26 protein-coding genes, 1 tRNA gene and 1 pseudogene are annotated in these 20,488 nt (G+C 68.6%); 18 read left to right on the forward strand and 10 right to left on the reverse strand.

The features are described from left to right. Window positions 1–5: 5 nt before the first annotated feature. The 4 genes from pstS to pstB all read left to right on the forward strand — a co-directional run bounded on the left by pstS (window position 6) and on the right by pstB (window position 4,180). Window positions 6–1,118 (forward strand): phosphate ABC transporter substrate-binding protein PstS, encoded by a 1,113-nt coding sequence (pstS, locus tag ACP15J_RS05540; protein ID WP_424937359.1) that lies wholly within the window; start codon window positions 6–8, stop codon window positions 1,116–1,118. Between the two features lie 198 nt (window positions 1,119–1,316). Then, window positions 1,317–2,270 carry a phosphate ABC transporter permease subunit PstC gene (gene pstC, locus ACP15J_RS05545; RefSeq protein WP_424937358.1) on the forward strand — a complete coding sequence of 318 codons (954 nt, stop codon included), beginning with the start codon at window positions 1,317–1,319 and terminating at the stop codon, window positions 2,268–2,270. A gap of 1 nt (window position 2,271) precedes the next feature. Continuing rightward, window positions 2,272–3,372 (forward strand): phosphate ABC transporter permease PstA, encoded by a 1,101-nt coding sequence (gene pstA, locus ACP15J_RS05550; protein WP_424937357.1) that lies wholly within the window; start codon window positions 2,272–2,274, stop codon window positions 3,370–3,372. Window positions 3,373–3,400: 28 nt separating this feature from the next. Beyond that, window positions 3,401–4,180: a phosphate ABC transporter ATP-binding protein PstB gene (pstB, locus tag ACP15J_RS05555; protein ID WP_424937356.1), complete on the forward strand. Its 780-nt coding sequence runs from the start codon at window positions 3,401–3,403 to the stop codon at window positions 4,178–4,180. 273 nt (window positions 4,181–4,453) lie between these two features. On the opposite strand, the gene ACP15J_RS05560 is transcribed toward pstB, so the two are convergent. Beyond that, window positions 4,454–5,335: an aminodeoxychorismate lyase gene (locus ACP15J_RS05560; protein WP_424937355.1), complete on the reverse strand. Its 882-nt coding sequence runs from the start codon at window positions 5,333–5,335 to the stop codon at window positions 4,454–4,456. Between the two features lie 60 nt (window positions 5,336–5,395). Here ACP15J_RS05560 and ACP15J_RS05565 point away from each other — a divergent pair, with 60 nt between their 5' ends. Continuing rightward, entirely contained in the window at window positions 5,396–5,872 is a 477-nt protein-coding gene (locus ACP15J_RS05565; RefSeq protein ID WP_424937354.1) for a GNAT family N-acetyltransferase, read from the forward strand. A gap of 468 nt (window positions 5,873–6,340) precedes the next feature. Here the strand turns inward: ACP15J_RS05565 and ACP15J_RS05570 are convergent, their stop codons facing one another. After that, complete coding sequence (locus ACP15J_RS05570) at window positions 6,341–6,964, reverse strand: hypothetical protein (RefSeq protein ID WP_424937353.1); 624 nt, start codon at window positions 6,962–6,964, stop codon at window positions 6,341–6,343. A 75-nt stretch (window positions 6,965–7,039) separates the two neighbouring features. Between ACP15J_RS05570 and ACP15J_RS05575 the strand changes: the two genes are divergently transcribed. Next, window positions 7,040–7,112, forward strand: a tRNA-Lys gene (locus tag ACP15J_RS05575). Between the two features lie 23 nt (window positions 7,113–7,135). On the opposite strand, the gene ACP15J_RS05580 is transcribed toward ACP15J_RS05575, so the two are convergent. Both ACP15J_RS05580 and ACP15J_RS05585 read right to left on the reverse strand, forming a co-directional pair. Next, window positions 7,136–8,335 (reverse strand): tyrosine-type recombinase/integrase, encoded by a 1,200-nt coding sequence (locus tag ACP15J_RS05580; protein ID WP_424980891.1) that lies wholly within the window; start codon window positions 8,333–8,335, stop codon window positions 7,136–7,138. After that, window positions 8,328–9,074, reverse strand: coding sequence for a hypothetical protein (locus ACP15J_RS05585; RefSeq protein ID WP_424937351.1), 747 nt, complete (start codon window positions 9,072–9,074; stop codon window positions 8,328–8,330). The genes ACP15J_RS05580 and ACP15J_RS05585 overlap by 8 nt, the downstream gene beginning before the upstream one ends. 121 nt (window positions 9,075–9,195) lie before the next feature. Between ACP15J_RS05585 and ACP15J_RS05590 the strand changes: the two genes are divergently transcribed. From ACP15J_RS05590 to ACP15J_RS05640, 11 genes are all read left to right on the forward strand, one after another. Then, window positions 9,196–9,456, forward strand: a complete 261-nt coding sequence (locus tag ACP15J_RS05590) for a helix-turn-helix transcriptional regulator (RefSeq protein ID WP_424937350.1) — start codon at window positions 9,196–9,198, stop codon at window positions 9,454–9,456. Beyond that, complete coding sequence (locus ACP15J_RS05595) at window positions 9,453–10,094, forward strand: hypothetical protein (protein WP_424937349.1); 642 nt, start codon at window positions 9,453–9,455, stop codon at window positions 10,092–10,094. The genes ACP15J_RS05590 and ACP15J_RS05595 overlap by 4 nt, the downstream gene beginning before the upstream one ends. Then, window positions 10,091–10,498, forward strand: a complete 408-nt coding sequence (locus tag ACP15J_RS05600) for a hypothetical protein (protein WP_424937348.1) — start codon at window positions 10,091–10,093, stop codon at window positions 10,496–10,498. The genes ACP15J_RS05595 and ACP15J_RS05600 overlap by 4 nt, the downstream gene beginning before the upstream one ends. Next, window positions 10,495–10,758, forward strand: a complete 264-nt coding sequence (locus ACP15J_RS05605) for a hypothetical protein (protein ID WP_424937347.1) — start codon at window positions 10,495–10,497, stop codon at window positions 10,756–10,758. The genes ACP15J_RS05600 and ACP15J_RS05605 overlap by 4 nt, the downstream gene beginning before the upstream one ends. A 12-nt stretch (window positions 10,759–10,770) precedes the next feature. Then, window positions 10,771–11,064, forward strand: coding sequence for a helix-turn-helix domain-containing protein (locus ACP15J_RS05610; RefSeq protein ID WP_424937512.1), 294 nt, complete (start codon window positions 10,771–10,773; stop codon window positions 11,062–11,064). A 429-nt stretch (window positions 11,065–11,493) separates the two neighbouring features. Next, window positions 11,494–11,685 (forward strand): hypothetical protein, encoded by a 192-nt coding sequence (locus ACP15J_RS05615; protein WP_424937346.1) that lies wholly within the window; start codon window positions 11,494–11,496, stop codon window positions 11,683–11,685. Window positions 11,686–11,748: 63 nt separating this feature from the next. Beyond that, window positions 11,749–11,901, forward strand: coding sequence for a hypothetical protein (locus tag ACP15J_RS05620; protein ID WP_424937345.1), 153 nt, complete (start codon window positions 11,749–11,751; stop codon window positions 11,899–11,901). Next, a complete protein-coding gene (locus ACP15J_RS05625; RefSeq protein WP_424937344.1) occupies window positions 11,901–12,272 on the forward strand; it encodes a hypothetical protein in 372 nt (123 codons plus the stop codon). The genes ACP15J_RS05620 and ACP15J_RS05625 overlap by 1 nt, the downstream gene beginning before the upstream one ends. Before the next feature lie 2 nt (window positions 12,273–12,274). Further along, on the forward strand, window positions 12,275–12,496 hold the full coding sequence (locus ACP15J_RS05630; RefSeq protein WP_424937343.1) for a hypothetical protein: 222 nt from the start codon (window positions 12,275–12,277) through the stop codon (window positions 12,494–12,496). Continuing rightward, a complete protein-coding gene (locus ACP15J_RS05635) occupies window positions 12,493–13,116 on the forward strand; it encodes a hypothetical protein (protein ID WP_424937342.1) in 624 nt (207 codons plus the stop codon). The genes ACP15J_RS05630 and ACP15J_RS05635 overlap by 4 nt, the downstream gene beginning before the upstream one ends. Window positions 13,117–13,250: 134 nt before the next feature. Then, on the forward strand, window positions 13,251–14,120 hold the full coding sequence (locus tag ACP15J_RS05640) for a phage major capsid protein (RefSeq protein WP_424937341.1): 870 nt from the start codon (window positions 13,251–13,253) through the stop codon (window positions 14,118–14,120). 95 nt (window positions 14,121–14,215) lie between these two features. Here the strand turns inward: ACP15J_RS05640 and ACP15J_RS05645 are convergent, their stop codons facing one another. Next, entirely contained in the window at window positions 14,216–14,428 is a 213-nt protein-coding gene (locus ACP15J_RS05645; protein ID WP_424937340.1) for a hypothetical protein, read from the reverse strand. Window positions 14,429–14,657: 229 nt separating this feature from the next. Here ACP15J_RS05645 and ACP15J_RS05650 point away from each other — a divergent pair, with 229 nt between their 5' ends. Beyond that, window positions 14,658–15,080: a hypothetical protein gene (locus tag ACP15J_RS05650; protein ID WP_424937339.1), complete on the forward strand. Its 423-nt coding sequence runs from the start codon at window positions 14,658–14,660 to the stop codon at window positions 15,078–15,080. A gap of 143 nt (window positions 15,081–15,223) precedes the next feature. Here ACP15J_RS05650 and ACP15J_RS05655 read toward each other — a convergent pair whose 3' ends face one another. From ACP15J_RS05655 to ACP15J_RS05675, 5 genes and pseudogenes are all read right to left on the reverse strand, one after another. Further along, window positions 15,224–15,670 carry a hypothetical protein gene (locus ACP15J_RS05655; RefSeq protein WP_424980852.1) on the reverse strand — a complete coding sequence of 149 codons (447 nt, stop codon included), beginning with the start codon at window positions 15,668–15,670 and terminating at the stop codon, window positions 15,224–15,226. 789 nt (window positions 15,671–16,459) lie between these two features. Further along, window positions 16,460–18,054 (reverse strand): annotated as a pseudogene (locus ACP15J_RS05660) (ABC-F family ATP-binding cassette domain-containing protein). 25 nt (window positions 18,055–18,079) lie between these two features. Next, entirely contained in the window at window positions 18,080–19,195 is a 1,116-nt protein-coding gene (locus tag ACP15J_RS05665; protein WP_424937336.1) for a radical SAM protein, read from the reverse strand. Further along, a complete protein-coding gene (rpmF, locus tag ACP15J_RS05670) occupies window positions 19,192–19,377 on the reverse strand; it encodes a 50S ribosomal protein L32 (RefSeq protein ID WP_424937335.1) in 186 nt (61 codons plus the stop codon). The genes ACP15J_RS05665 and rpmF overlap by 4 nt, the downstream gene beginning before the upstream one ends. A 400-nt stretch (window positions 19,378–19,777) precedes the next feature. Next, entirely contained in the window at window positions 19,778–20,296 is a 519-nt protein-coding gene (locus ACP15J_RS05675) for a CGNR zinc finger domain-containing protein (RefSeq protein ID WP_424937334.1), read from the reverse strand. Window positions 20,297–20,488 lie beyond the last annotated feature (192 nt).

The raw sequence follows: 20,488 nt of genomic DNA on the forward strand, positions 1-20,488 counted from the left end.
CCACAGTGAAGATCTCCCGAATCGCTCGCTTCGGCGCCATCGGCGCCATCGCCGCCCTCACCCTCGCCGGCTGTGCCGCGAACGAGGGCAGCACCGGCGGAGAGACCTCCGCCCCCGCCACCTCCGGCGCCTCGGGCCTCTCCGGCAGCATCGTCGGCGCCGGCGCATCGTCGCAGCAGGTCGCGATCCAGTCCTGGACGGCGGAGTTCCAGAAGAACAACCCCGACGCACAGGTCCAGTACGACCCGCAGGGCTCGGGTGCCGGCCGCGAGTCGTTCCAGCAGGGCGGCGTGAACTTCGCCGGCTCGGACCGCGCCTTCAAGACCGACGAGATCTCCTCCGGCACCTTCGCCGCGTGCGCCGCGGGCTCCGACCTCGTGGAGATCCCGGCATACATCTCTCCGATCGCCATCGTCTTCAAGCTCGACGGCGTCGACTCGCTGAACCTCGACCCGAAGACGCTCGCGGGCATCTTCGCCGGCAAGATCACCACCTGGAACGACCCGGCCATCGCCGCCGCGAACCCCGACGCGAAGCTCCCCGACACCACCATCTCGCCCGTGCACCGCTCGGACAAGTCGGGCACCACCGGCAACTTCACCGACTACCTCGGCAAGACCGCCGGCGACGTGTGGACCTTCGGCTCGGTCGAGGAGTGGCCGGCCGGTCTCGGCGGCGAGGCCGCGGAGAAGACCTCAGGCGTGGCGAACGCCGTCAAGGGCGGCCAGGGCCTCATCGGCTACATCGACTCCTCGCAGGCCAAGGGCTTCTCCTCGGTCAAGGTCAAGGTCGGCGACGCGTGGGTGGGCCACTCGGCCGAGGGCGCCGCCGCCACCCTGGACGTGTCGAAGATCGAGGACGGCCGCTCCACGAGCGACCTCGCCTACAAGATCGACCGCACCACCACGTCGAAGGACGCCTACCCGGTGCTCCTGGTCAGCTACCTCATCGGCTGCACGCAGTACGAGGACCAGAAGGTCGCCGACCTCACGAAGGCCTTCTTCAGCACCGCGATCAGCGTCGAGGGCCAGAAGGCCGCGGCGGCCAACGCGGGCAGCGCCCCGATCTCGGACGACCTGCGCGCGCAGGCCCAGGCCGCGATCGACCTGATCAAGTGATCACCGGACGGGGGGGGGGGGGGGCCGGGCGCGGCGCCCCGGCCGAGGGGGCGACGGGGGGTGTGACGCACACCGCCCACCTCACCACGTCACCCCCGGCCGCCCGGGGGCTCCCCGCGGCCCCCCCGCGCCCGTCTGCCCGTCTCGTGTCTCTTCCCCACCCGCGCAACCGTGCACCCCGAACAGGAAGCAGCTCCCATGACAGCCACGACGGCGCAGCCCCCGAAGCGGACCGCCGCCACGCGCCGCGCCGGCGACATCTGGTTCTCCGGAACCGCCGTCGCCGCCGGTTCGATGATCATGATCACGCTCGCGGCCGTCGCGATCTTCCTGATCGTGCAGTCGCTCCCGGCCTTCACCGCTTCTCCCGAGACCGCCTCGCTGCTCAAGGGCGGCAATTTCTGGTCCTACGTCTGGCCGCTCCTGTTCGGCACCGCCTGGGCAGCGCTGCTCGCCCTGGTGATCGCGGTGCCGCTGTCGATCGGCGTCGCGCTCTTCATCACGCACTACGCGCCACGCCGCCTCGCGCAGACGCTCGGCTACATCGTCGACCTGCTCGCCGCGGTCCCCTCCGTCGTCTTCGGCCTCTGGGGCATCCTGGTGCTCGCGCCGGCGGTCCAGCCGATCTACGGCTGGCTCACCGAGAACGCGGGCTGGTTCCCGCTGTTCGCCGGCGAGGCCTCCAAGACCGGGCGCACGATCTTCACCGCCGCCATGGTGCTCGCCGTCATGGTCCTGCCGATCATCACCGCGATCTGCCGTGAGATCTTCCTCCAGACGCCGCGCCTGCACGAGGAGGCCGCCCTCGCGCTCGGCGCGACCCGCTGGGAGATGGTGCGGATGGCCGTCCTCCCGTTCGGCCGTTCGGGGATCGTCTCCGCCTCGATGCTGGGCCTGGGGCGCGCGCTGGGCGAGACGATGGCCGTCGCCATGGTCCTCTCGGTGAGCGGCGCGGTGACGTTCCAGCTCTTCACCTCGACCAACCCGTCGACGATCGCCGCGAACATCGCGCTGACCTTCCCCGAGGCATACAAGGTCAACATCAATATCCTCATCGCCACGGGTCTGATCCTGTTCATCGTCACCTTCGCGGTCAACGCGCTGGCGCGCTGGGTCGTGAACCGTCGCAAGGAATTCTCGGGAGCCAACTGACATGACCGCGATCGCCCCCGACCCCACGCGCGGCTCCCTCGCCCGCACGTCCGCCTCCCTCAGCTCGGGGCGTCTGCCCCGCTGGACCCCCTGGGCGCTGCTCGGCGCCTCCCTCGCGATCGTCGCCGCTCCGTTCGGCATCGCCGCCCTCAGCTCCGGCAGCGCGTTCAACGTCGCCGGCGCCCTGATCCTCGGTGCTCTGCTCTACCTCGTCCTCATCTACGTCATCTCGCGGATCGTCGAGGACGCGCGCAAGGCGAAGGACCGCCTCATCACCGGCGTCGTCACCTGCGCCTTCGCGATCGCGATCGTGCCGCTCGTGTCCGTCGCCTGGACCGTGATCGCCAACGGCGTCGCCCGCCTCGACGGCACCTTCTTCGCCTCGTCGATGCGCGGGACGGTCGGCGAGGGCGGCGGGGCGCTGCACGCCATCATGGGCACGCTGGAGATCACCCTCGCCGCCACGGTGATCTCGGTGCCGATCGGCCTCATGACCGCCGTCTACCTCGTGGAGTACGGTCGCAACGGCAAGATGGCCCGAGCCATCACGTTCCTCGTGGATGTGATGACCGGCATCCCGTCGATCGTCGCCGGGCTCTTCGCCTACGCCCTCTTCGCGCTGATCTTCGGCCCCGGCATCCGGATGGGCATCATGGGCGCCGTCGCGCTCTCGGTGCTGATGATCCCCGTCGTCGTCCGGTCCAGCGAGGAGATGCTGCGGCTCGTCCCCAACGAGCTGCGCGAGGCGTCATACGCGCTCGGCGTGCCGAAGTGGCTGACGATCCTCAAGGTCGTCCTCCCGACCTCGATCGCCGGCATCACGACGGGCGTCATGCTCGCGATCTCGCGTGTGATCGGAGAGACGGCCCCGCTGCTGATCACCGCCGGGTTCACCGACGCGATGAACTACGACCTGTTCAACGGCCGCATGCAGACCCTCCCGGTCTTCGTCTACTCGCAGTACGCCTATCAGGGCATCCCCGCGGAGGCATACGTCGACCGCGCCTGGACCGCGGCCCTCACCCTGATCATCATCGTGATGGTCCTCAACCTGATCGCCCGTCTCGTCGCGAAGGTCTTCGCGCCCAAGACCGGCCGCTGACCCTTCGACCCGAGAAGCAAGGAACCCCGTGTCCAAGAGCATCGAAGTCAACAACCTCAATGTCTACTACAGCGACTTCCTCGCGGTCGAGGGCGTTTCCCTCGACATCGAGCCGCGAAGCGTGACGGCCTTCATCGGGCCGTCCGGCTGCGGCAAGTCAACGTTCCTGCGCACCCTCAACCGCATGCACGAGGTCATCCCCGGCGCACGCGTCGAGGGCGAGGTCCTGCTCGACGGCGAGGACCTCTACGGCGCGGGCGTGGACCCGGTGTCCGTGCGCCGTCAGGTGGGGATGGTGTTCCAGCGCCCCAACCCGTTCCCCACGATGTCGATCCGCGAGAACGTGCTGGCCGGCGTCCGCCTGAACAACAAGCGCATCTCCAAGTCCGACGCCGATGCGCTGGTGGAGAAGTCGCTCCAGGGCGCCAACCTGTGGAACGAGGTCAAGGACCGGCTCGACAAGCCGGGCTCCGGCCTCTCCGGCGGCCAGCAGCAGCGTCTGTGCATCGCGCGGGCGATCGCCGTCTCGCCCGACGTGCTGCTGATGGACGAGCCCTGCTCCGCCCTCGATCCGATCTCGACCTACGCGATCGAGGAGCTGATCGGCGAGCTCAAGACCGACTACACGATCGTGATCGTCACGCACAACATGCAGCAGGCGTCCCGCGTCTCCGACCGCACCGCCTTCTTCAACATCGCCGGCACCGGCAAGCCCGGCAAGCTCATCGAGTACGACGACACCGCGACGATCTTCACGACGCCGTCCGTGCAGGCCACCGAGGACTACGTCTCCGGCCGCTTCGGCTGACCCGCCACGAGAGGGCCCGGGATCCGTTCCGGGGCCCTCCGTCGTTCCCGCCCCCGCGCCGCCCGGTCCGGTCCGCCCGCCGTGCCCGCCGCACCGGTCCGCCCATGACGCCGCAGTCCGCCCGTGACGCCCGGCGGTGTGTCTTCCGTTCCCGTCGCGATTTCTGTCGCCTTCCGCCGGAGTTGACAACAGAAATCGCGACGGGAACAGGGACGCACGGCGGGCGAAGAGTGGCGAGCGGAAGGAAAGGCGGGCGGAGAAGTGGACGAACCGCTACCGCGGCGAGAGGAGGTAGGCGTTCAGCTCGTCAGTCATGGCCCGGTCGATCGCGAGGGGCGTGCCGTCGATCGCCGTGATCGGCGCGGCCAGGCGCACACTGGACACGAGCCACGCGGCCTCCGCCGCGGCCAGATCGGCGGCGGGCACGCGGGCGTAGGAGGTCGGGAGGCCCCGCGCCTCCAGGTGCTCGAAGACGCTGAGCTGGGTGGTGCCGTGCAGGATGCCGCCGGTGGGCGCGGGCGTCACGTACCGGCCGTCCAGACGGAGGATGAGGGAGGCGGTCGGCGCCTCGAGCACCACGCCGTCGCTGGTGAGGAAGATCGCGTCGTCGGCGCCGCGACGGCGGGCCTCGCGGAGTGCGGCCATGTTCACCGCGTAAGAGAGGGTCTTGGCGCCGAGGAGGAGCCACGGCGCACGCTCGGCTGCGCCGCTGTCGTACCCGCGGTCGAGGGTCACCACGCGGACGCCATGCGACCGGGCCGCGGTGAAGTCCCCGGCCGGCGCGGCGGTGACCCAGGCGGTCGGGGCGGGACCGTGATCCACCCCGCGGCTGAGGATGAGCTTGATGACCGCCTCACCTGAGGGGGCCTCCGCGGCGGCACGGGCCACGGCGGCCCGCCACTGCCCGAGGTGGGGCGCGGGGAGATCGCACAGGGACGCCGAGTGCGCGAGGCGCTGGAGATGCGGCTCGACCTCCTGCGCGTGCCCGTCGACGACCCCGATCGACTCGAAGACGCCGTCGCCCCGCTGCGTGCTGAGCTCGCCCACGCTGAGCGCGGGGGCTGAGGGGTCGACGACCCGGAAGGTGTCGTCGTAGGCGATACGGTCGTCCGCGGCGTCGAGCGGGGCGATCATCAGGGCGAAGCGGCGGTCCATGCTCAGAGCCTAGAGGAGAGCCGAGAGGGCGGTGTCGGTGCCGGGCGACAGACTGGTGCCATGCCGTCCTCTCCCCTGTCGCCCGATCCGTCGTCCGGCTCGTCGTCGCCCGACTCGCTGGCCTCCGCCGACGGGTACACGCTCGTGGCCGGCCCTCCTGCTCTCGCCGACTATCTGCGCCTGCGCTGCGACAGCGGCCTGAGCCCCAAGACCGAGGAGCAGGGCGCGGCGGCCATCGCCGGCACGTGGCGATTCCGTCATGTGCGCGACGCCCGGGGCGAGACGGTCGCGATGGGGCGGGTCGTCGGCGACGGCGGCTGGTACTTCTTCGTCGCCGATATGGCGACGCTCCCCGCGCATCAGGGTCGAGGTCTCGGCGCGCGGGTCCTCGACGCCCTGCTCGATGAGATCCGCGAGAACGCGCCCGCCGGCGCCTACGTCACCCTGACCGCCGATCCTCCCGGCCGGCGGCTGTACGAGTCGCGCGGCTTCCGCGACGTCGCACCAGGACAGACGGGCATGAGCCTGCTGCTCTGAGTTCGCTCCTTCCGCGGGTGCGCCGTCGTCGCCGGACTCCGACCCCCTGGGCGCTCGCCGCCGGGCGCCCGGTTCGTCCCCGGTGCGGGCGTCGTTCATCCACAGATCCGCGATGACCGGGAATACCTCGGCGCACGACGCGTTACACTTGAGCGGCCGGGCCGCATAACCCCGGGCTCCAACTTTTGCCGCTGCGAGCGGCCTTCCGCCGAGAGGCGTTCTTGCGGCCCGGTCTTTTCTTTGCCCACGACGAACATGGGCCGCCCTGCCGAAGGGCGCTCGAGCGTCGGTCAGACGCGCGTGGATGCGCCTCCTCGGCCGGGCGCTCCGCCGCACCGGCGCTTCCGCTCAGGCCTCGACATCGGCCAGATCCACGCGTCGATCGACCCCTACTTCCGCTCAGGCCCGCGCCACCGAAACGGCTCGTGCACCGGATCACACCGCGCATCGGTCAGCCCTCGCGGCCGCTCAGGTGAGCGTCCCGCGCCTCCACGATGCCGCGCAGGCGGTGAGGTCGTCCGCGTATGTGCTGAGGCGCAGAGCCCGGGCGGTGAGGTCGCTCGCCCGGTCGGCCTCGGTGCGCTCGTAGTCGTCGGCCAGATGGGTCGCACCAGACGCCTGCACCCGGCAGAACGCCGCCGCCCGGTCGAGGGCGATCGCGAAGTCGCCGCGGAACACGCCCCGCAGGATCGTGTCGATGAGCGCGACCATCTCGTCGGGACTCGCCGGGACCGGCGCCCCCGCGACCATCGCGTCGGCGGTGGGGAGCGCGATCCGGCCGCGCTCGTGCAGGAGCGCGGCCAGCGCCGGGTCGCCATGGATCGACGACTGCAGCAGGTAGAGCCGCCACAGGGCGCCGGGAAGAGAGCGCGCCGGTGCGTCCGCCCACAGCTCCGCGATCTCGTCGATCCCGTGCTCGTCGGTGAACGAGATCAGCCGCTCCGCGCTCACCCCGCTGTCGTCGGCCCGCACGCGCGCGAGGAGCGCCGACGCGGTCGCATGAGCGACCCGCGCCTGCTCGGCGGGGTCGTCTCTGCCGGGCAGGTTGTCGAAGGACGAGCGGCGGACGGGGCGGTGGAAGTCGGCGGGCATCGGCCCCAGGCTACGCCTGCCCCGCGTCCCCATCGCGGTCGGAGCGCTCAGCGTCGCCCTCTACACTAGAGGGACGGGCCTCTAGCTCAGTTGGCAGAGCATCGGACTTTTAATCCGCGGGTCGTGGGTTCGAGCCCCACGGGGCCCACCGCGACGTGTCCCCCGAACCCCCTAGGAAACACTGGGATCGACCCCCTCCTCTTCCTCATTGGAAGGTTTCTGTGGCAACACGCTGGCAACAGTCGAGGACGCTGCAGCCTTGTCGAGCGCGTCGGCGACAGCGTCGAGATCGTCGTCGAACAGGTCGGCGTACGTGTCGAGCGTCATCGCGGCCGACGCATGGCCGAGCATCCGTTGCACCGCCTTGACGTTCGCCCCAGCGCTGATCGCGAGCGACGCGGCCGTATGCCGGAGATCGTGCGGCGTGACGCGCGGGAACGTCGGAGGCTCATCCTCACCGCGCTCCTTCGCATCCTCAATCGCCTTCTGCGCCCTGGCCTGCGCGGCGGTCACTGCCCCGTTGAACCATCCCGTCGTCGCCTTCGGCCGGCGGACGTGCATGATGCCGTCGCCGAACAACAGCGCATCGGCGCTCTTCCCCGCGGCGAGCAGTTCGACGGTGTCGGCCAGGAACGCTGGGTAGCGGACTTGACGGCGCTCGTGCGTCTTCGGCGTGCCGATCTCGATAATGCTCCCGACCTCTACGGCGTTCTCTTCGACGCTCACGCGCCGTCTGGCCGTGTCGATGTGCTTCACCCGGAGCCCGGTCGCCTCACCCCATCTGAGGCCCGTGTAGGCCAGGAAGACGACCAGGGCCGGGTATTTCGCTCCCGTCGCGAGCGAGGCGACCTGCTCGTGCGTGAGGTAGGCGCGCGCTTTCCCAGCCTTCCGCGGAAGCTTCACACCCCGGGCGACGTTCCGCGCAACGCGACGGTCTCGGACAGCGACGTCGAGGATGCCTGCGAGGATCTCGTGCGCGCGACGGACGGTCGTCGCGCTACGGGTCTTGGCGAGCCCCGCGATCCAGGTTTGTACCTCGGAGTGCCGGATGCCGCCGATGGCCCTGCTCCCCCACTTCGGTTCGACATGCACGCGCCAGGTGGATTCGGTCGTGCGGTACGTCGATGGTTTGAGGTCTGCGCCGCGTGACTTGAGCCAGTCCGTGCCGAGTGTGCCGAGCGTGGCGCGGGCATCTGCAGGGTCGACGTATTCACCGCGGCCCTTGGATACCTCCACCTCGGCGAGGCGTAGTTCGGCGTCCCTACGGCGCGTGAAGCCGCGTTCCGAGGTCTGGGAGTGGTCCGGGCGCCGGTAGATGATCCGGTAGAGCTTCTTCCCGGCCTTCGTCTCGTACGGGTGGACGCTACCCATCGCTGGCCCTTGAGGCTTCGAACGCATCGCGGATCTGGAGTAGGCGATCCTTGAGGCTTGTGCCGTCGATCTCGATATTGAGCTCGCGCGCATCTAGCGCGTCTTGGTACACCCGACGAAGCTCGTCGATGTTCGCCGCCGTCGCGGCGCGCCCCAACCAATCCTGACTCGGCGCGCGCCCTGGCGCTGAAGGTTCTGTCGGCGTGAACTCTGGGAAGGCCTCACGGTCCTTCGCGATGAGTCGCTTCGCGGTGCTGTGGCTTACCGATAGGCGATTCGCGATTGTGACGAGCGGTGGCCAATTCCCGAGCTTGGCTAGCGTGTTGATGAGGCGCGCGTCATAACGCACGCTTCGGGGCTCTCGACCCGCTGCAGGGGCTATCTCACCAAGGGCGTCAGAACCGGACCTTTCACGGACGACGCCTTCTTCGTCGTAGTCCCGGAGCACTGTCATCTCGCTTAGCGCAACCTCGGCGATGATCTCTTGCACGGTGACCTCGCGGATCAGGCGAGACGTGACCTCGGTGCCTTCTCCAGCTCGTTCGATCTTGACAGCCTCAGCGACGAATCGGCCGAGGCTTGCGTCGTAGACGATTTCAAGTTCGTATCCGGCTCCACCGCTCAGAACGTCATGAACGATCGCGGAGGCGCGCGTCGCAACCTCAAGCGTGTCCCAGCCCACATGGCCGATTGGCAGTTCGATCCAGTCGCCGTCAACGATCACGAGTTGGGTAGCCATCGCCCCAGTCTCGCATAATTCGCCCAGGCGTGTCATGACCAGTTCTTGACATGGGCTGGTCTCTGTGATTAAGGTCAGATGACCTCGCTGAGACACAGCAGGGTCATCGAGAGGAATCGAGATGGAAGATCAGTACCACGAGCACCCGGAGACCCGTCGCGGTGCGCTGGAGAAGTACCTCACCCCGCAGCAGGTTCATGACCGTTGGCCGTTCCTGTCGGTCGGACACCTCGCGCAGCTGCGATTCATCGGCGCCGCAGAGAAGGGCAAGGGGCCGAAGTTCCTCAAGCCGACGCCGCGCACGGTCGTCTACCGGGAGCGGGACGTCATCGAGTGGCTCGAGGCGTCCGAGCGCACGAGTACTGCCGAGGTCTCGGCATGACCGTCAACGAGGAAACCCCCGCCGGCCAGGGCGAGGGTTTCGAGGTCACCGTCAACACCAGCGAGGAGCAGAAGATGAACGGAACCACTATAGACGGCGTGGACGTGCGCGAGCCGATTCGTCCGATCTATGGCCCGCGGTCCGATCCGGGGCGGTGGGCGGAGCTTGCCGCGTGGTTCGAGAGCAACGCGGATCGTCTCGTCGAGCCGGACGGTGTTCCGTGGGCGACGCTCGAGGAGTTGGGGCCTAGCGAGCGGGCTGAGTGGCACGTTCACCGTGTCCTCGGCCGCAGGGACTCGATCTACACGCACGGGGTCGTGTATCCCGAGTTCCCGGCCTGCCCGGCGCCGTGGTGGGCGACGAGCGAGGAGGACCGGGATGTTCAGGTCCCCGCGGAGCACCCTGTACGTGCGTTCGTCCGGGAGCTTCCTGGCGCTCACGAGACGTCGATTGAGCAGGAGGCTATCTACGATCCCGAGGCTGGGAGCGTCCGCTGGTCGGATACGTCGTTGTCGGTCTGGATCGATGACGAGGTGCAGGTGCGGTTCACCGACGCTGCCGATGCCGTGACCCTCGCCCGTGCTCTGCTGCGTGGGGCGGCTGCTCTGCGGCGTGTGAACGGCGAGGAGGTGGCGTGATGGCCTTCGAGTATGTCGTCCAGGATCGGCGGAGCAGGTTCTACGGGTGGACCGTGCGGGAGGGGGACGACTTGTCCAGCAAGGTTCACTACACGATGAACCGACCCGGGACCGACCTGTTGCGTGTGCACTACCGGCTGGCTCGTGTCCCTTCGCGTCGCCTGTTCACTCTGCGGCATCTCCGCGGCGCAACGCATGAGGATCGGGCGCAAGCGCGTGAGTGCTTCCACAGGATCCCCGCGATGTTCGCGGGCTTGGAGGCGAAGGGAGCCGCGAGGAGGTGCCTCAACCGTGAGGGTCGCTACTGGGTGTACTCCGTCTACCTTGGCCGGCCCCTTGAGGATCCGTTGGTGCAGTTGGAGCTCGAGATGATGATCGACCTCGAGTCGGGGGTGCGGGCATGACGTACACAGAGGAACAGTGGAACGCTGCGTGTGCTGCCGAGATCGTGCAACTCGCCCGCGACGTCAACACGGGACAGCCGATGGAGATCCTGATTCTGGACACGTTCGATGCGCCGGCGCAGGAGTTGGACAAGCACTTGGCGCGTGCAATCGCCGTCCGCCTGGTCGAGCTCGCCGAGCAGTTGCCGGAACCGCCGCGCATCCTACGGAGGTCGAGCGACATCGACGAGGCGTTCCGCGACCGCGAGGGAGGTGTGTGACGTGTGGCGCGCATGCCGGCCGACCGGATGCTCCGGAGCAGAGTGCTCGCGGACCTCCCCACCACTCCCGGGCAGAGCCTCGTGCTGCTGTGCCTCCGGAGCCACGCGGACGCGACAGGGGTCTCCTGGCCGAGTCAGCGGACGATCGCTGAGGAGACGGGGATGCAGCGCTCGGGCGTTCAGAAGGCGCTCACGGCGCTGCTCGACAAGGGCATCATTCAGCAGCTCGATCCGGGTGCTCAGGGCAGCGGGAACTCGGCGAAGTATCTCGTCAAGTTCAAGGGCGAGTTATGGGCCACTGGGTAGTCCATACTTCGGGCCCGGTTATGGGCTACTGGGTATGCCAAACGGGGCTCTGTCGTATGGACCACTCTGTAGTCCTGAAGTAGAGATCTCTCATGGTGACGGGTCTACCGAGCTTCAGAGCGATCAGGGTTGCTCATCGTGGATCGGGCCGCTTGCGGCTCGATGCCCCTCCGGCGAGGAGGCTCAACGCAACGGCACCTCAGGAGTTCGGCAGGAGAGCCTGCACGTCCGGACCCTGCCTGCTCACGGTCTTGCCGCCTCCCGGCGGCGCTGGCTGATGAGGGCGAGGTGGCAGGGCGGCTGGGTGTGTCTGCCGGCCTGCGTCGTCGAGGTGGTTTCATCGTGGCTGCTTCCCAGCGCGACTCAAGTACGCGCGTGATGTTCGCGCGATCGTTTGACGCCGCACACGCGGCAGAACAGGAGTAACCGATGAGGTGGATGACAACAGCCGAGATTGTCGGCGGAGTGAACCAACGGTTCGTGCACACACCCGCGGTTCAGGTCGGGGATAACGACGAGGTCTATGTGGACCTCGCGACGGTCAACGGCAGCAGTGTTGGGCTCCCCGCGAACACGATCTACGTGCGGCCGTCCGATGGTCGGGTCTTCAGGACGGTGTGACGTGGCCAGGCAGTCTTTGGCGGAGGGCGTGATATCGCTTAGGCGGCGGAAGGGAGGTTGGTTGTGGCGACTTATGTGAACGGGATTCATCTGGTCGATGGGCAGCTTGAGGTGGATGAGTTGCCGGTGATCAGCGGTGTCCAGCCGAATGTGTATGTCAGTCCTGATGGTGTGTTCTATCGGATCATCGACGGCACGGACGGGGCGGTGGGCTGATGGCGGAGAACTACCTGTTCGAGTTCTACGGTGCCCGGTTCAACATCACGGCCGAGTTAGGCGAGGCGACGACGACGGACCCACCGAACCTGCGGGTGATCGAGGGGGCCTGGAAGACGTGGCGGCTCACGATCGATCCGGACGTGCCCGGCATCGAGGGGTTGCGGTTGCAGCAGAGCATGTCCGCCGGTGGCGGTGAGCATCCGTACGGAAACCTCACTCCGGCGGAGAGTGCGTCGCAGGGCTACATTCTGATGATCGCTGAGAACGGGAGCCTGTATCGCATGCCGAGTGGTTACGGCGCGGTGAGCCGGCTGTACTCCCCGGCGGAATGGGAGGCGCAACGAGCTGAGTGGGAGGCAGGGCTGTGAGGGTGTCGAGGGACGAACGGGTCGCTGCGGCATTGGTCGTACGCGGACTGGACGGGTACACAGAGCAGATTGTGACCGTAATCGAGGACGTCGACGGGAACCCGATCGCGGTCGACGAGGCGTTCCAGCAGACGGTCGTGTTCGTGCCAGAGGCGTTTGGCGTCTCGGCTGAGGAAGTAGAAGCGGCGGCTCTGATCGAGTCCGCGATGAAGGAGGAATCATGACAGATGCAACGAGCGCTGAGGGCGCTACAGAGGGTCAGGAACCGGAGCGTCCCGCCGGCGGGCAGGAGCAGCCGCAGGATGGCCAGGAGACGCCACAGGCGCCGCAGGAGCCCGCTGACGGTGAGAAGCGCGGAGGTAACGCGGAGGCGGCGAAGTACCGGACCCAGCTGCGCACCGCGGAAGCGACGATCGCTGACCACGAAGCTCACATTGCCGAGCTGCAGCAGTTCGTGATCGCCGGGCTGATCTCGGATCGTGTAGCGGACCCGAAGGTGTTCGCGAAGCTCGTCGACCGTGAGGCGTGGGCTGGCGATGACGGCCGGATCGATCTGAACAGGCTCGATGATGCCGTACAGCAGCTGCTCACCGATCACCCGTCGCTGAAGCCGGCGGGGAAGCCGACGCCGCGGACGGCACCGCGTCCAGGCAAAGGCACTCCGGTCGCAGGTGGTCCCGCTCCCTCCTCGCTGAGTGCGATCGACAAGGCGTTCCCGAAGTCCGGCGCGACGATGCGGAACCTGCTCGAGCGCGACCCGGAGTCGGGCACCGTCGGCGACACGTTGCAGCGTCGCGGGAAACCGACCCGGATCAGGGCTAAGATCGGAGGTGAGGACGAGTAGTCGACCCGGAGTCGCACTCGTAGCTCACGAAGCTCCTGAGGGGCACACGCAAGCGGCTGAGCCGCAGCGTTTGACAGCCAGCATCTGGCACACGTCATCGCAGTGCGTGTGCCCCTCATTCGTTTGGAGCCACCATGGCCATGTTCACCAGTACCGATGACGTCTCCGGCATCCTTCCCGAGGACTACGCCGCGCTCATCGTTCAGCCCGCGCGTGAGGCAGCCCTCGCGCTCGACGAGACCCACGTCTCGACCGTCATCGTCACCGACGCGCACGACCTCGTCGTCCCGATCGTCGTCAGCGACGGCGACGCCGGCTGGTACGAGGAAGGCGCCGACATGTCGGGCGGTGACGGCACGCTCGACAGCGTCAAGATCACCCCCGCGAAGGTCGGCCGCGTCCGCAAGATCAGCAACGAGCTCGCCGACGACTCGTCCCCCGAAGCGCAGGAGCTCGTCGGGACGATGATCGGTCAGGCGATCGCCGACAAGATCGACATGGCGTTCTTCGGCAACGCCACGGCCCCTGCCCCGGGCTCGCCGGCACCTGCAGGGCTCCCGTCCGTCGCCACCGAAGTGAGCAACGTCAACGGCGTCACCGCGTGGGCTGACCTCGACCCGTTCGCTGAGGCGATCAGCATCAGCGAGGCGAACAACGGCGACCTGTCCGCGTTCGTCGCGAGCCCCGGTGACGCACTCGCCCTCATGACGCTGAAGAAGCAGGCCGACAACAACGAGCCGCTGCTCGGTCTCGACGCAACCTCGGCCACCGGCCGCTCGATCCTCGGCGTCCCACTGCTCGTGTCAAAGCACGTGCAGGCCGGCGTGGTGTGGGGTCTCGACAAGCGGTACGTCACCGTCGCGCTCCGCAAGGCCGTCGACCTCGACATCAGCCGCGACCGCTACTTCGAGACCGACCAGACGGCCGTGAAAGGCGCCATGCGTCTCAGCTGGGCGTTCACGCACCCCAAGGCCCTCGTCCGCATCACCCTCGCGGCAGCCTGATCATGCTCGTCATCAATCAGTACGGGATCGCTGCACTCCAGCCCGCCATCGAGCGGACCGCGGCCGGACTTCCCCTGCCGGCCGCCCCTCTGGATCTACTTGGTCGAGATCTCAACGTTTCCGGGCTGCGCCCCGCCGGAGACCAGGCGGTACGCATACGCAAGATCACGGAGATGTGATGTGTGCGCGGTCAGCTTGTAGCCGCTCGCGCGAATGTCAGCTACGGAGTCGGTGATCGCGTCCATCAGCGCGATGCTCGCCTTCTCCTTCGCCTGATTGATCGTCTTCGACTCGGTCTTCTCTGCCACGTTGAGGCTCCCCTCGTTCACGGTCGAACCCGGCGCCCGACTCGCCTAGATCATGACGGGGGCCTCGGACATCCATCGCTCGGAAGAGCACACGGCCGCCGCCAAGCACCCCGGGGGTATGACCCAACCCGCCCCACAAGGACCACCTCCCGCCCGGCCTGCCCTCATCTCTCCCCGCGCGAATTGACGTTCTGACGCTCATTCACCCTCACGCTCATTGGAGGCCCTGATGCCCCGCCCGAAGTCCCCCTGCGGCACCTATCCCGCCTACCGTCGCCACCTCAAGCACAGCGAGCCGATCGACGCAGCCTGCCGGCGCGCGCAGCAGGAACACGACGCAGGCCGCGCGAAGACGCACCGTACGCGCGACGTCGAGATCCCCCGCATCGCCCCAGCGCTGAGTACGCTGCAGAAGCTCGAGCAGGAGCGTGAGGAGCAGCGCGAGAAGTTCGCGAAGTGCGCCGCCGACCTCGTCACCTTCACCGCGGAGGGCGACCTCTACGCCGTCGATGACCTCATGTACGAGATGAACGAGATCATGGTCGAGTGGTGCTTCGTCCAGTCCGCAATCCACGACGAGCGCGGTGAAGAGTGCCCCGACTGGCTCGATCGCGTCATCGAAGCCAACGACGTCATCACTCAGGACTCCTGACCGCCGACGCCGCCATGGCCTCAGCGCCGAGCACCCTTGACGAGTTTCGTAGCCGTCGACGGGTCGGCCAGAGAGCTGAGAGGTGGGTCATTTGACCCGCCTGCACCTGTCAGGAATCTGACACCTGACCTCTGAGCCGTAGCTCACCGACGCTCGAGGGTGTCCCTGATCTCTCGTCGCAGCGCGTTGACGGCGAGTTGCACTTCAATCGCGTTCTTCTTGTACTCCGGCATCTCTGGGTCGTCATAGTGCCTTTGAAGCTTCTCGTCGTCGCCGGCTCGATCATCCCAGAGGTGAGGGACGCGCTCCGGGCCGAGCACGCCGATCAGGGTCAGCGCTTCAGCGCCCATGCGCCTCGATTCGGCACTATCGGTTGAGCCGCCTCGGTTGAGGTTCTCGAGCAGTCGCGTGAGCGTCTCGAGCTCGAAGATCAGGTGAGCTTGATGCAGTGCCTCGCGTCGGTCGTCGCTGGCGAGTTGTGCGGCTGCGCGGCGATCGCCTTCTGCGATCGTCTGAGCGTTCTTCCGATCCTTCGCGGAGACGACCAACGCCACGATCGATGCGCCGAGGGCCGCGAGGACGGCGAGCATCTGGATGAAATCGCTGAGGGTCATGCGGCCAGTGTGGCACCTGGTGCGGACATGCGCCGGATCTGTGCCGGCGTCATCTCTGGAACAAACATCGGCGCACATCCCGCCGATGACTTCCGTTCAAAGCTCACGTAGTGTGCGGCCATGATTGAGCTACTGAACACACAGGAAGTTGCTGCGGCTGTGGGTCGCCACCCGGTCACGATCCGGAAGGCTCTCGAATCGGGCGAGCTCCACGGCTGGCAGCGCACGGCGCGCGGCCGATGGTTCGTTGACGCTGCGTGCGCTGAGGCCTGGGTGATGTGCGAGCCATGCCCTCACGCCCAGGCTGCTGCAATGGCTCCCGCCCAGCTTCCGTCCTACCGCCGAGACCAGTGACGGGGACAAGTCTGTTGGCTGAGATGATGACCGATCGTCCGAGGACGCGCCCGTCCTTCCTGAGTTCGCAGAAAGTCCGCGGAAAGTCCGCACGGTGCCCTCGCTCGATCGGACGCGCTTCGCAGCCTCCGCGTAGCTGAGCCAGGTGCCCGTCTCTGTCGTCCCCATGAGGCCATTGTCGAACCCTTCACCTAAGGTCGGCTCGTGGCAACACCGTGGCAACGGAACTCGTGACTGAGCCCACGTATCCATGGCTCTGGTGACCAAGAAGGCGCGTGATTACGCGGATTCTGAGAGGCACCACGGGAACGCTTCGCGCGGATTCGGGTTCGAGCCCCACGGGGCCCACTCCGTACCGGCTCCCGCCGTCCCCGGCACCGCCCCTCTGGTCGTCGCTCTCGTCGGCCGCCCTCACGAACGTCGGCGCATGCGTCCCTCCTCGTCCAGCTCGATGACGGTCTCGACGCCGATCCGGGCGAGGAACGCGTCGTCGTGGCTGACGACCAGGAGCGCCCCTCGGTAGGCGTCGAGCGCCTCCGCCAGCTGTTCGACGCTCGCGATGTCGAGGTTGTTCGTCGGCTCGTCCAGGATCAGCAGCTGCGCGGGCGGGTCGGCCAGGAGCAGGCGCGCGAGCGACACCCGGAACCGTTCGCCGCCGGAGAGCGTGCGGACGGGGCGGTCGACGCTGTCTCCGCGCAGCAGCAGCCGGGCGAGCTGGTTGCGAACGGTCCCGGCGGGGGTGTCCGGCGCGACGGCCTGGACGTTCTCCGTCGCGCTGGCGTCGTCGTCGAGTCCGTCCAGGCGCTGGGGGAGGAATCCGACGCGATCGGTGAGGAGACGGCCATGCGGGCGTCCGGGCACCGGCTCCGCCCCGCGGAGGAGCCGATCGATCAGGGTCGACTTCCCGGCGCCGTTCGCACCGACCAGGGCCGCCCGCTCCGGCCCTGGAGCACGATCACGCGCCCTTCGTCCTCCAGCTCGGCCAGCCGTCGTCCCCGGGGCACGTCGGGGTCGGGCAGGACGAGGTGGATGTGCTCCTCGTCGCGGACGCGCGCATCGGCCGCGTCCACGGCGGCCTGGGCGGCCTTGACCTTGTCGTCGAGCGTGGACCGCAACGACCCCGCCGACGCCTGCGCCTTGCTGGTGCGGTTGCCGGCGAGGATCTTCGGGATGCCGCCGTCCTTCTGCGTCTTCTTGCCCGTCCTCTCCCGGCGCGCGAGCTTGGTCTCGGCCTCGGCGCGCTGCCGTCTCTCGACCTTCAGCGTCTGCTGCGCGGAGCGCGCCGCCTGTACGGCGGCGGCCTGCTCGGCCTCCCGACGTTCCTTCCAGGCGCTGTAGGGGCCGCCGAACGTGTCGAGCGCGCCGCCGTACAGCTCGGCGGTGTGGTCCATGTGCTCCAGGAGCTCGAGGTCGTGGCTGACGACGACGAGCGTCCCCGGCCACTGGTCCACGAACTCGGCCAGCCTCGCACTGGTCCCCCGGTCGAGGTTGTTGGTGGGCTCGTCGAGCAGGGTGATCGGGGTGCGGCGGATGCGCAGCCCGGTGATCGCGATGAGCATGGCCTCGCCGCCGGAGACCTCGGCGACGCGACGGTCGAGGTCTCCGGCCGAGAAGCCGATCTGGTGCAGGGCCTCGTCGGCGCGGGACTCGATGTCCCAGTCGTCGCCGATCGCGTCGAAATGGCGCTGGTCGATGTCGCCCTCGCCGATCGCCGCGATCGCGTCGAGGATCGGCTGGATTCCGAGCAGACCGGCGACGGTCGTGTCGTGCCGCAGCGTGAGCGTCTGCGGGAGATACCCGACCTCGCCACCGGTGTCGATGTGCCCGGAGGTCGGCGGCAGCTGTCCCGCGATGAGGCGGAGCAGCGTGGACTTGCCGGCGCCGTTGCGGCCGATCAGCCCGGTCCGGCCGGCGCCGAAGGTGCCGCTGACGCCGGCGAGCGCGACGCTGCCGTCTGGCCACTCGAAGGTGAGGTCGCGGAGGGTGATGGCGGGTGTTGCGGACATCTGTGGTTCTTCTCCTTCTCCGCCGTCAGCGGTCCGCGGGCGCGACGGCGATCCGTTCTGTCTCGATCGGGACGGCCACGGGCGGCGTCCCGAGGTATCTCGCGTGCAGCTGGCCGCACGCGGCGTCGATGCCCGCGCCGAGCTGACGTCGCCTGGTCGCACGGACCCCGCGAGCGGTCAGGCCCCGCACGAACTCGTCGACGCGCGTCGACGACGGCGCGCGATAGTCCGGCGAGGCGCCCGCGGCCTCGTTATACCGGATGACGCTGACGTGGAACAGCTCCGGACGGGATCGCGCGCGGACCAGCTCGGCGAGCGCCGCGAGGTGCTCGTCGCTGTCGTTCACGCCCGCGATGAGCAGGTAGGCGAGATAGGTCTTCCTGCGGCTCGTGCGGACATGCCGGTCGAGGACGCCCAGGTTGCGTGCGAGCGGGAACCGCTCCTCGAGCGGGATGATCTGCGCCCGTTCCTCAGGGAAGGGCGAGTGCACCGAGAGGGTGATCGTCACCTGAGGATGCTCGGCGACGAGGCGTTCGAGGCTCGGCGCGAAGCCGACCGTGGAGACGGTGATCCGGCGCGCGGACATGCCGGCGTACGCCTCGTCGGTCAGCAGGGTCAGCGCGTCGAACACGTGCGGGTTGGCGAGCGCCTCCCCCATTCCCATGAACGCGACGCTGGCGGGCCGGGGAAGCCCCGCCCGCGTCCATCGCGGGTGCATCACCTGCGCGACGATCTCGTCGGCCGTGAGGTTGCGGATCAGCCCGACCGCTCCGGTCGCGCAGAAGGTGCATCCCAGACCGCATCCGGCCTGGGACGAGATGCACAGGGAGTCCCAGCCGGCCCGGTAGTGCGAGACGACCGTCTCGATGCGGGCCCCGCTGTCGGAGGCGAACAGGACCTTCTCGACGTGTTCGTCGCGTTGCGCCTCCACCACGCTGAGCGGGAGCAGCCGGGGACCGAACCGGTCCGCGAGCTCGCTCCGCAGGCGTGCGGGGAGGGCGTGGACGTCGGCGAAGGTCTCGGCGGTCGACGACTGCCACGCGTCGAGGATCTGGCGGAACCGGTAGGCGGGCTCCCCGGCCTGGGCCAGCTGGTCGCGGATGCGCATCCACCGGCTCCTGGTGGTCAGGACGGCGCTCACGTGTCGCCGCCCTTCGGGGGCAGGACCTCGCGGCCCCGGTAGGACCCGCAGTGCGGGCAGGCGCGGTGCGGAGGCGTGGCCTTGCCGCAGGCGGGGTTGGCGCAGACGGTGAGCGTGGGGGCGCCGGCCTTCGCGTGGGCGCGGCGGTGGCGGGTACGAGAACGAGACGTGCGATGCTGCATGGCGGTGCCTTTCGTGAGCGGGTTGCAGGCGCCAGCGGAGCTGGCAGGACAACCGACCACGAGGCCGTGTGCCGATGCGGCGAGGGATCACCCGGGGCGGGCGCCCCGCTCCGGACGGCATGTGCCGTGGCCCTCGCGGAGGGACGGAGCAGGGGCGCGCCGGGAGACGGGAGACGCGCGTTCGCAGCCAGGCACTCGGGACCGAGGTCGGCGCGATGCGAACGTGCCGGTGAGACACACAGGGACGACGCCCTGAGAAGAGGGCTTCACGCGCGTGGGAGGAAACGATCGATCACCGTCGCAGACGATGCGCGCGGAGGACGGCCACCGGCAGTTCGGTGGCTAGGCTCTGTCGACCTCAATCAGTCCCATGCCCACAGCCTATCAGCCGGGCCGCGGCTCACGCCCTCCGGGCCCGGTGCCTCCGCACGGCGTCGCGGTTGGCACAGCGGACCGAGCAGTAACGCTGGCGGCCGTTGCGGGTGACGTCCACCACGACGCGCGTGCAGGGCGCGGCAGCGCAGCGGCCGAGGCGATGCATGCCGCGGGTCGCGAGGTGCAGCGCGGTGCCGACGCCGATGACCGCCCGGAGCACGTGCGGAAGGGAGTCGTCGTCGTCGCGGTAGTGCAGATGCCAGCCCTCGCCGTCGTGATCGGTGAGGCGGGGGTAGGCGGCGGCCGCGGCCATCTGCGCGTTGAGGAGCCGGGCGCGCTCCCCCTCGTCGGCCGCGTCCACCACCCGGAGCCATTCATCGATCACCGCCCTGGTGCGGGCGTGGTCGTCGGCGCCGGGCGGGAAGACCATGGTCATGCCGAAGTCGCGGGTGCGCTGCTCGATCCCGTCCCGATCGGCGGGCCAGTCGTCGGCCAGGGAGGCCGCGAGGAGGACCGCGTACTCGCCGTAAGGGTTGAGATGCATAAGAGCATTACATCATGGTGGAGGCATGTCCGCCGACGACCGCCCCTCCCCCACCCCCACGGCCTCGATCCCCACCGCTCCCGCGGCCTCCACCGGCTCGGCCCGCGTCACGCAAGCGCCTGCCTCGGCTCCTCCCGCCACCGCCTGCGAGCACGCGTGGATCACCGAGTCCCGGCATCGCACCTCACAGGG

The sequence above is a fragment of the Microbacterium sp. S308A+ genome (assembly GCF_049800815.1).
In the GTDB taxonomy this organism is placed as follows: Bacteria; Actinomycetota; Actinomycetes; order Actinomycetales; family Microbacteriaceae; genus Microbacterium.

Excerpts from the sequence above, each read along its gene's own strand:
- pstC (WP_424937358.1), top strand. The coding sequence starts at position 1,317 with ATGACAGCCACGACGGCGCAGCCCCCGAAGCGGACCGCCGCCACGCGC.
- pstA (WP_424937357.1), top strand. The coding sequence starts at position 2,272 with ATGACCGCGATCGCCCCCGACCCCACGCGCGGCTCCCTCGCCCGCACG.
- ACP15J_RS05560 (WP_424937355.1), bottom strand. The coding sequence starts at position 5,335 with ATGGACCGCCGCTTCGCCCTGATGATCGCCCCGCTCGACGCCGCGGAC.
- ACP15J_RS05565 (WP_424937354.1), top strand. The coding sequence starts at position 5,396 with ATGCCGTCCTCTCCCCTGTCGCCCGATCCGTCGTCCGGCTCGTCGTCG.
- ACP15J_RS05570 (WP_424937353.1), bottom strand. The coding sequence starts at position 6,964 with ATGCCCGCCGACTTCCACCGCCCCGTCCGCCGCTCGTCCTTCGACAAC.
- ACP15J_RS05580 (WP_424980891.1), bottom strand. The coding sequence starts at position 8,335 with ATGGGTAGCGTCCACCCGTACGAGACGAAGGCCGGGAAGAAGCTCTAC.
- ACP15J_RS05585 (WP_424937351.1), bottom strand. The coding sequence starts at position 9,074 with ATGGCTACCCAACTCGTGATCGTTGACGGCGACTGGATCGAACTGCCA.
- ACP15J_RS05590 (WP_424937350.1), top strand. The coding sequence starts at position 9,196 with ATGGAAGATCAGTACCACGAGCACCCGGAGACCCGTCGCGGTGCGCTG.
- ACP15J_RS05595 (WP_424937349.1), top strand. The coding sequence starts at position 9,453 with ATGACCGTCAACGAGGAAACCCCCGCCGGCCAGGGCGAGGGTTTCGAG.
- ACP15J_RS05605 (WP_424937347.1), top strand. The coding sequence starts at position 10,495 with ATGACGTACACAGAGGAACAGTGGAACGCTGCGTGTGCTGCCGAGATC.
- ACP15J_RS05610 (WP_424937512.1), top strand. The coding sequence starts at position 10,771 with ATGCCGGCCGACCGGATGCTCCGGAGCAGAGTGCTCGCGGACCTCCCC.
- ACP15J_RS05615 (WP_424937346.1), top strand. The coding sequence starts at position 11,494 with ATGAGGTGGATGACAACAGCCGAGATTGTCGGCGGAGTGAACCAACGG.
- ACP15J_RS05625 (WP_424937344.1), top strand. The coding sequence starts at position 11,901 with ATGGCGGAGAACTACCTGTTCGAGTTCTACGGTGCCCGGTTCAACATC.
- ACP15J_RS05635 (WP_424937342.1), top strand. The coding sequence starts at position 12,493 with ATGACAGATGCAACGAGCGCTGAGGGCGCTACAGAGGGTCAGGAACCG.
- ACP15J_RS05640 (WP_424937341.1), top strand. The coding sequence starts at position 13,251 with ATGGCCATGTTCACCAGTACCGATGACGTCTCCGGCATCCTTCCCGAG.
- ACP15J_RS05650 (WP_424937339.1), top strand. The coding sequence starts at position 14,658 with ATGCCCCGCCCGAAGTCCCCCTGCGGCACCTATCCCGCCTACCGTCGC.
- ACP15J_RS05655 (WP_424980852.1), bottom strand. The coding sequence starts at position 15,670 with ATGCTCGCCGTCCTCGCGGCCCTCGGCGCATCGATCGTGGCGTTGGTC.
- rpmF (WP_424937335.1), bottom strand. The coding sequence starts at position 19,377 with ATGCAGCATCGCACGTCTCGTTCTCGTACCCGCCACCGCCGCGCCCAC.
- ACP15J_RS05675 (WP_424937334.1), bottom strand. The coding sequence starts at position 20,296 with ATGCATCTCAACCCTTACGGCGAGTACGCGGTCCTCCTCGCGGCCTCC.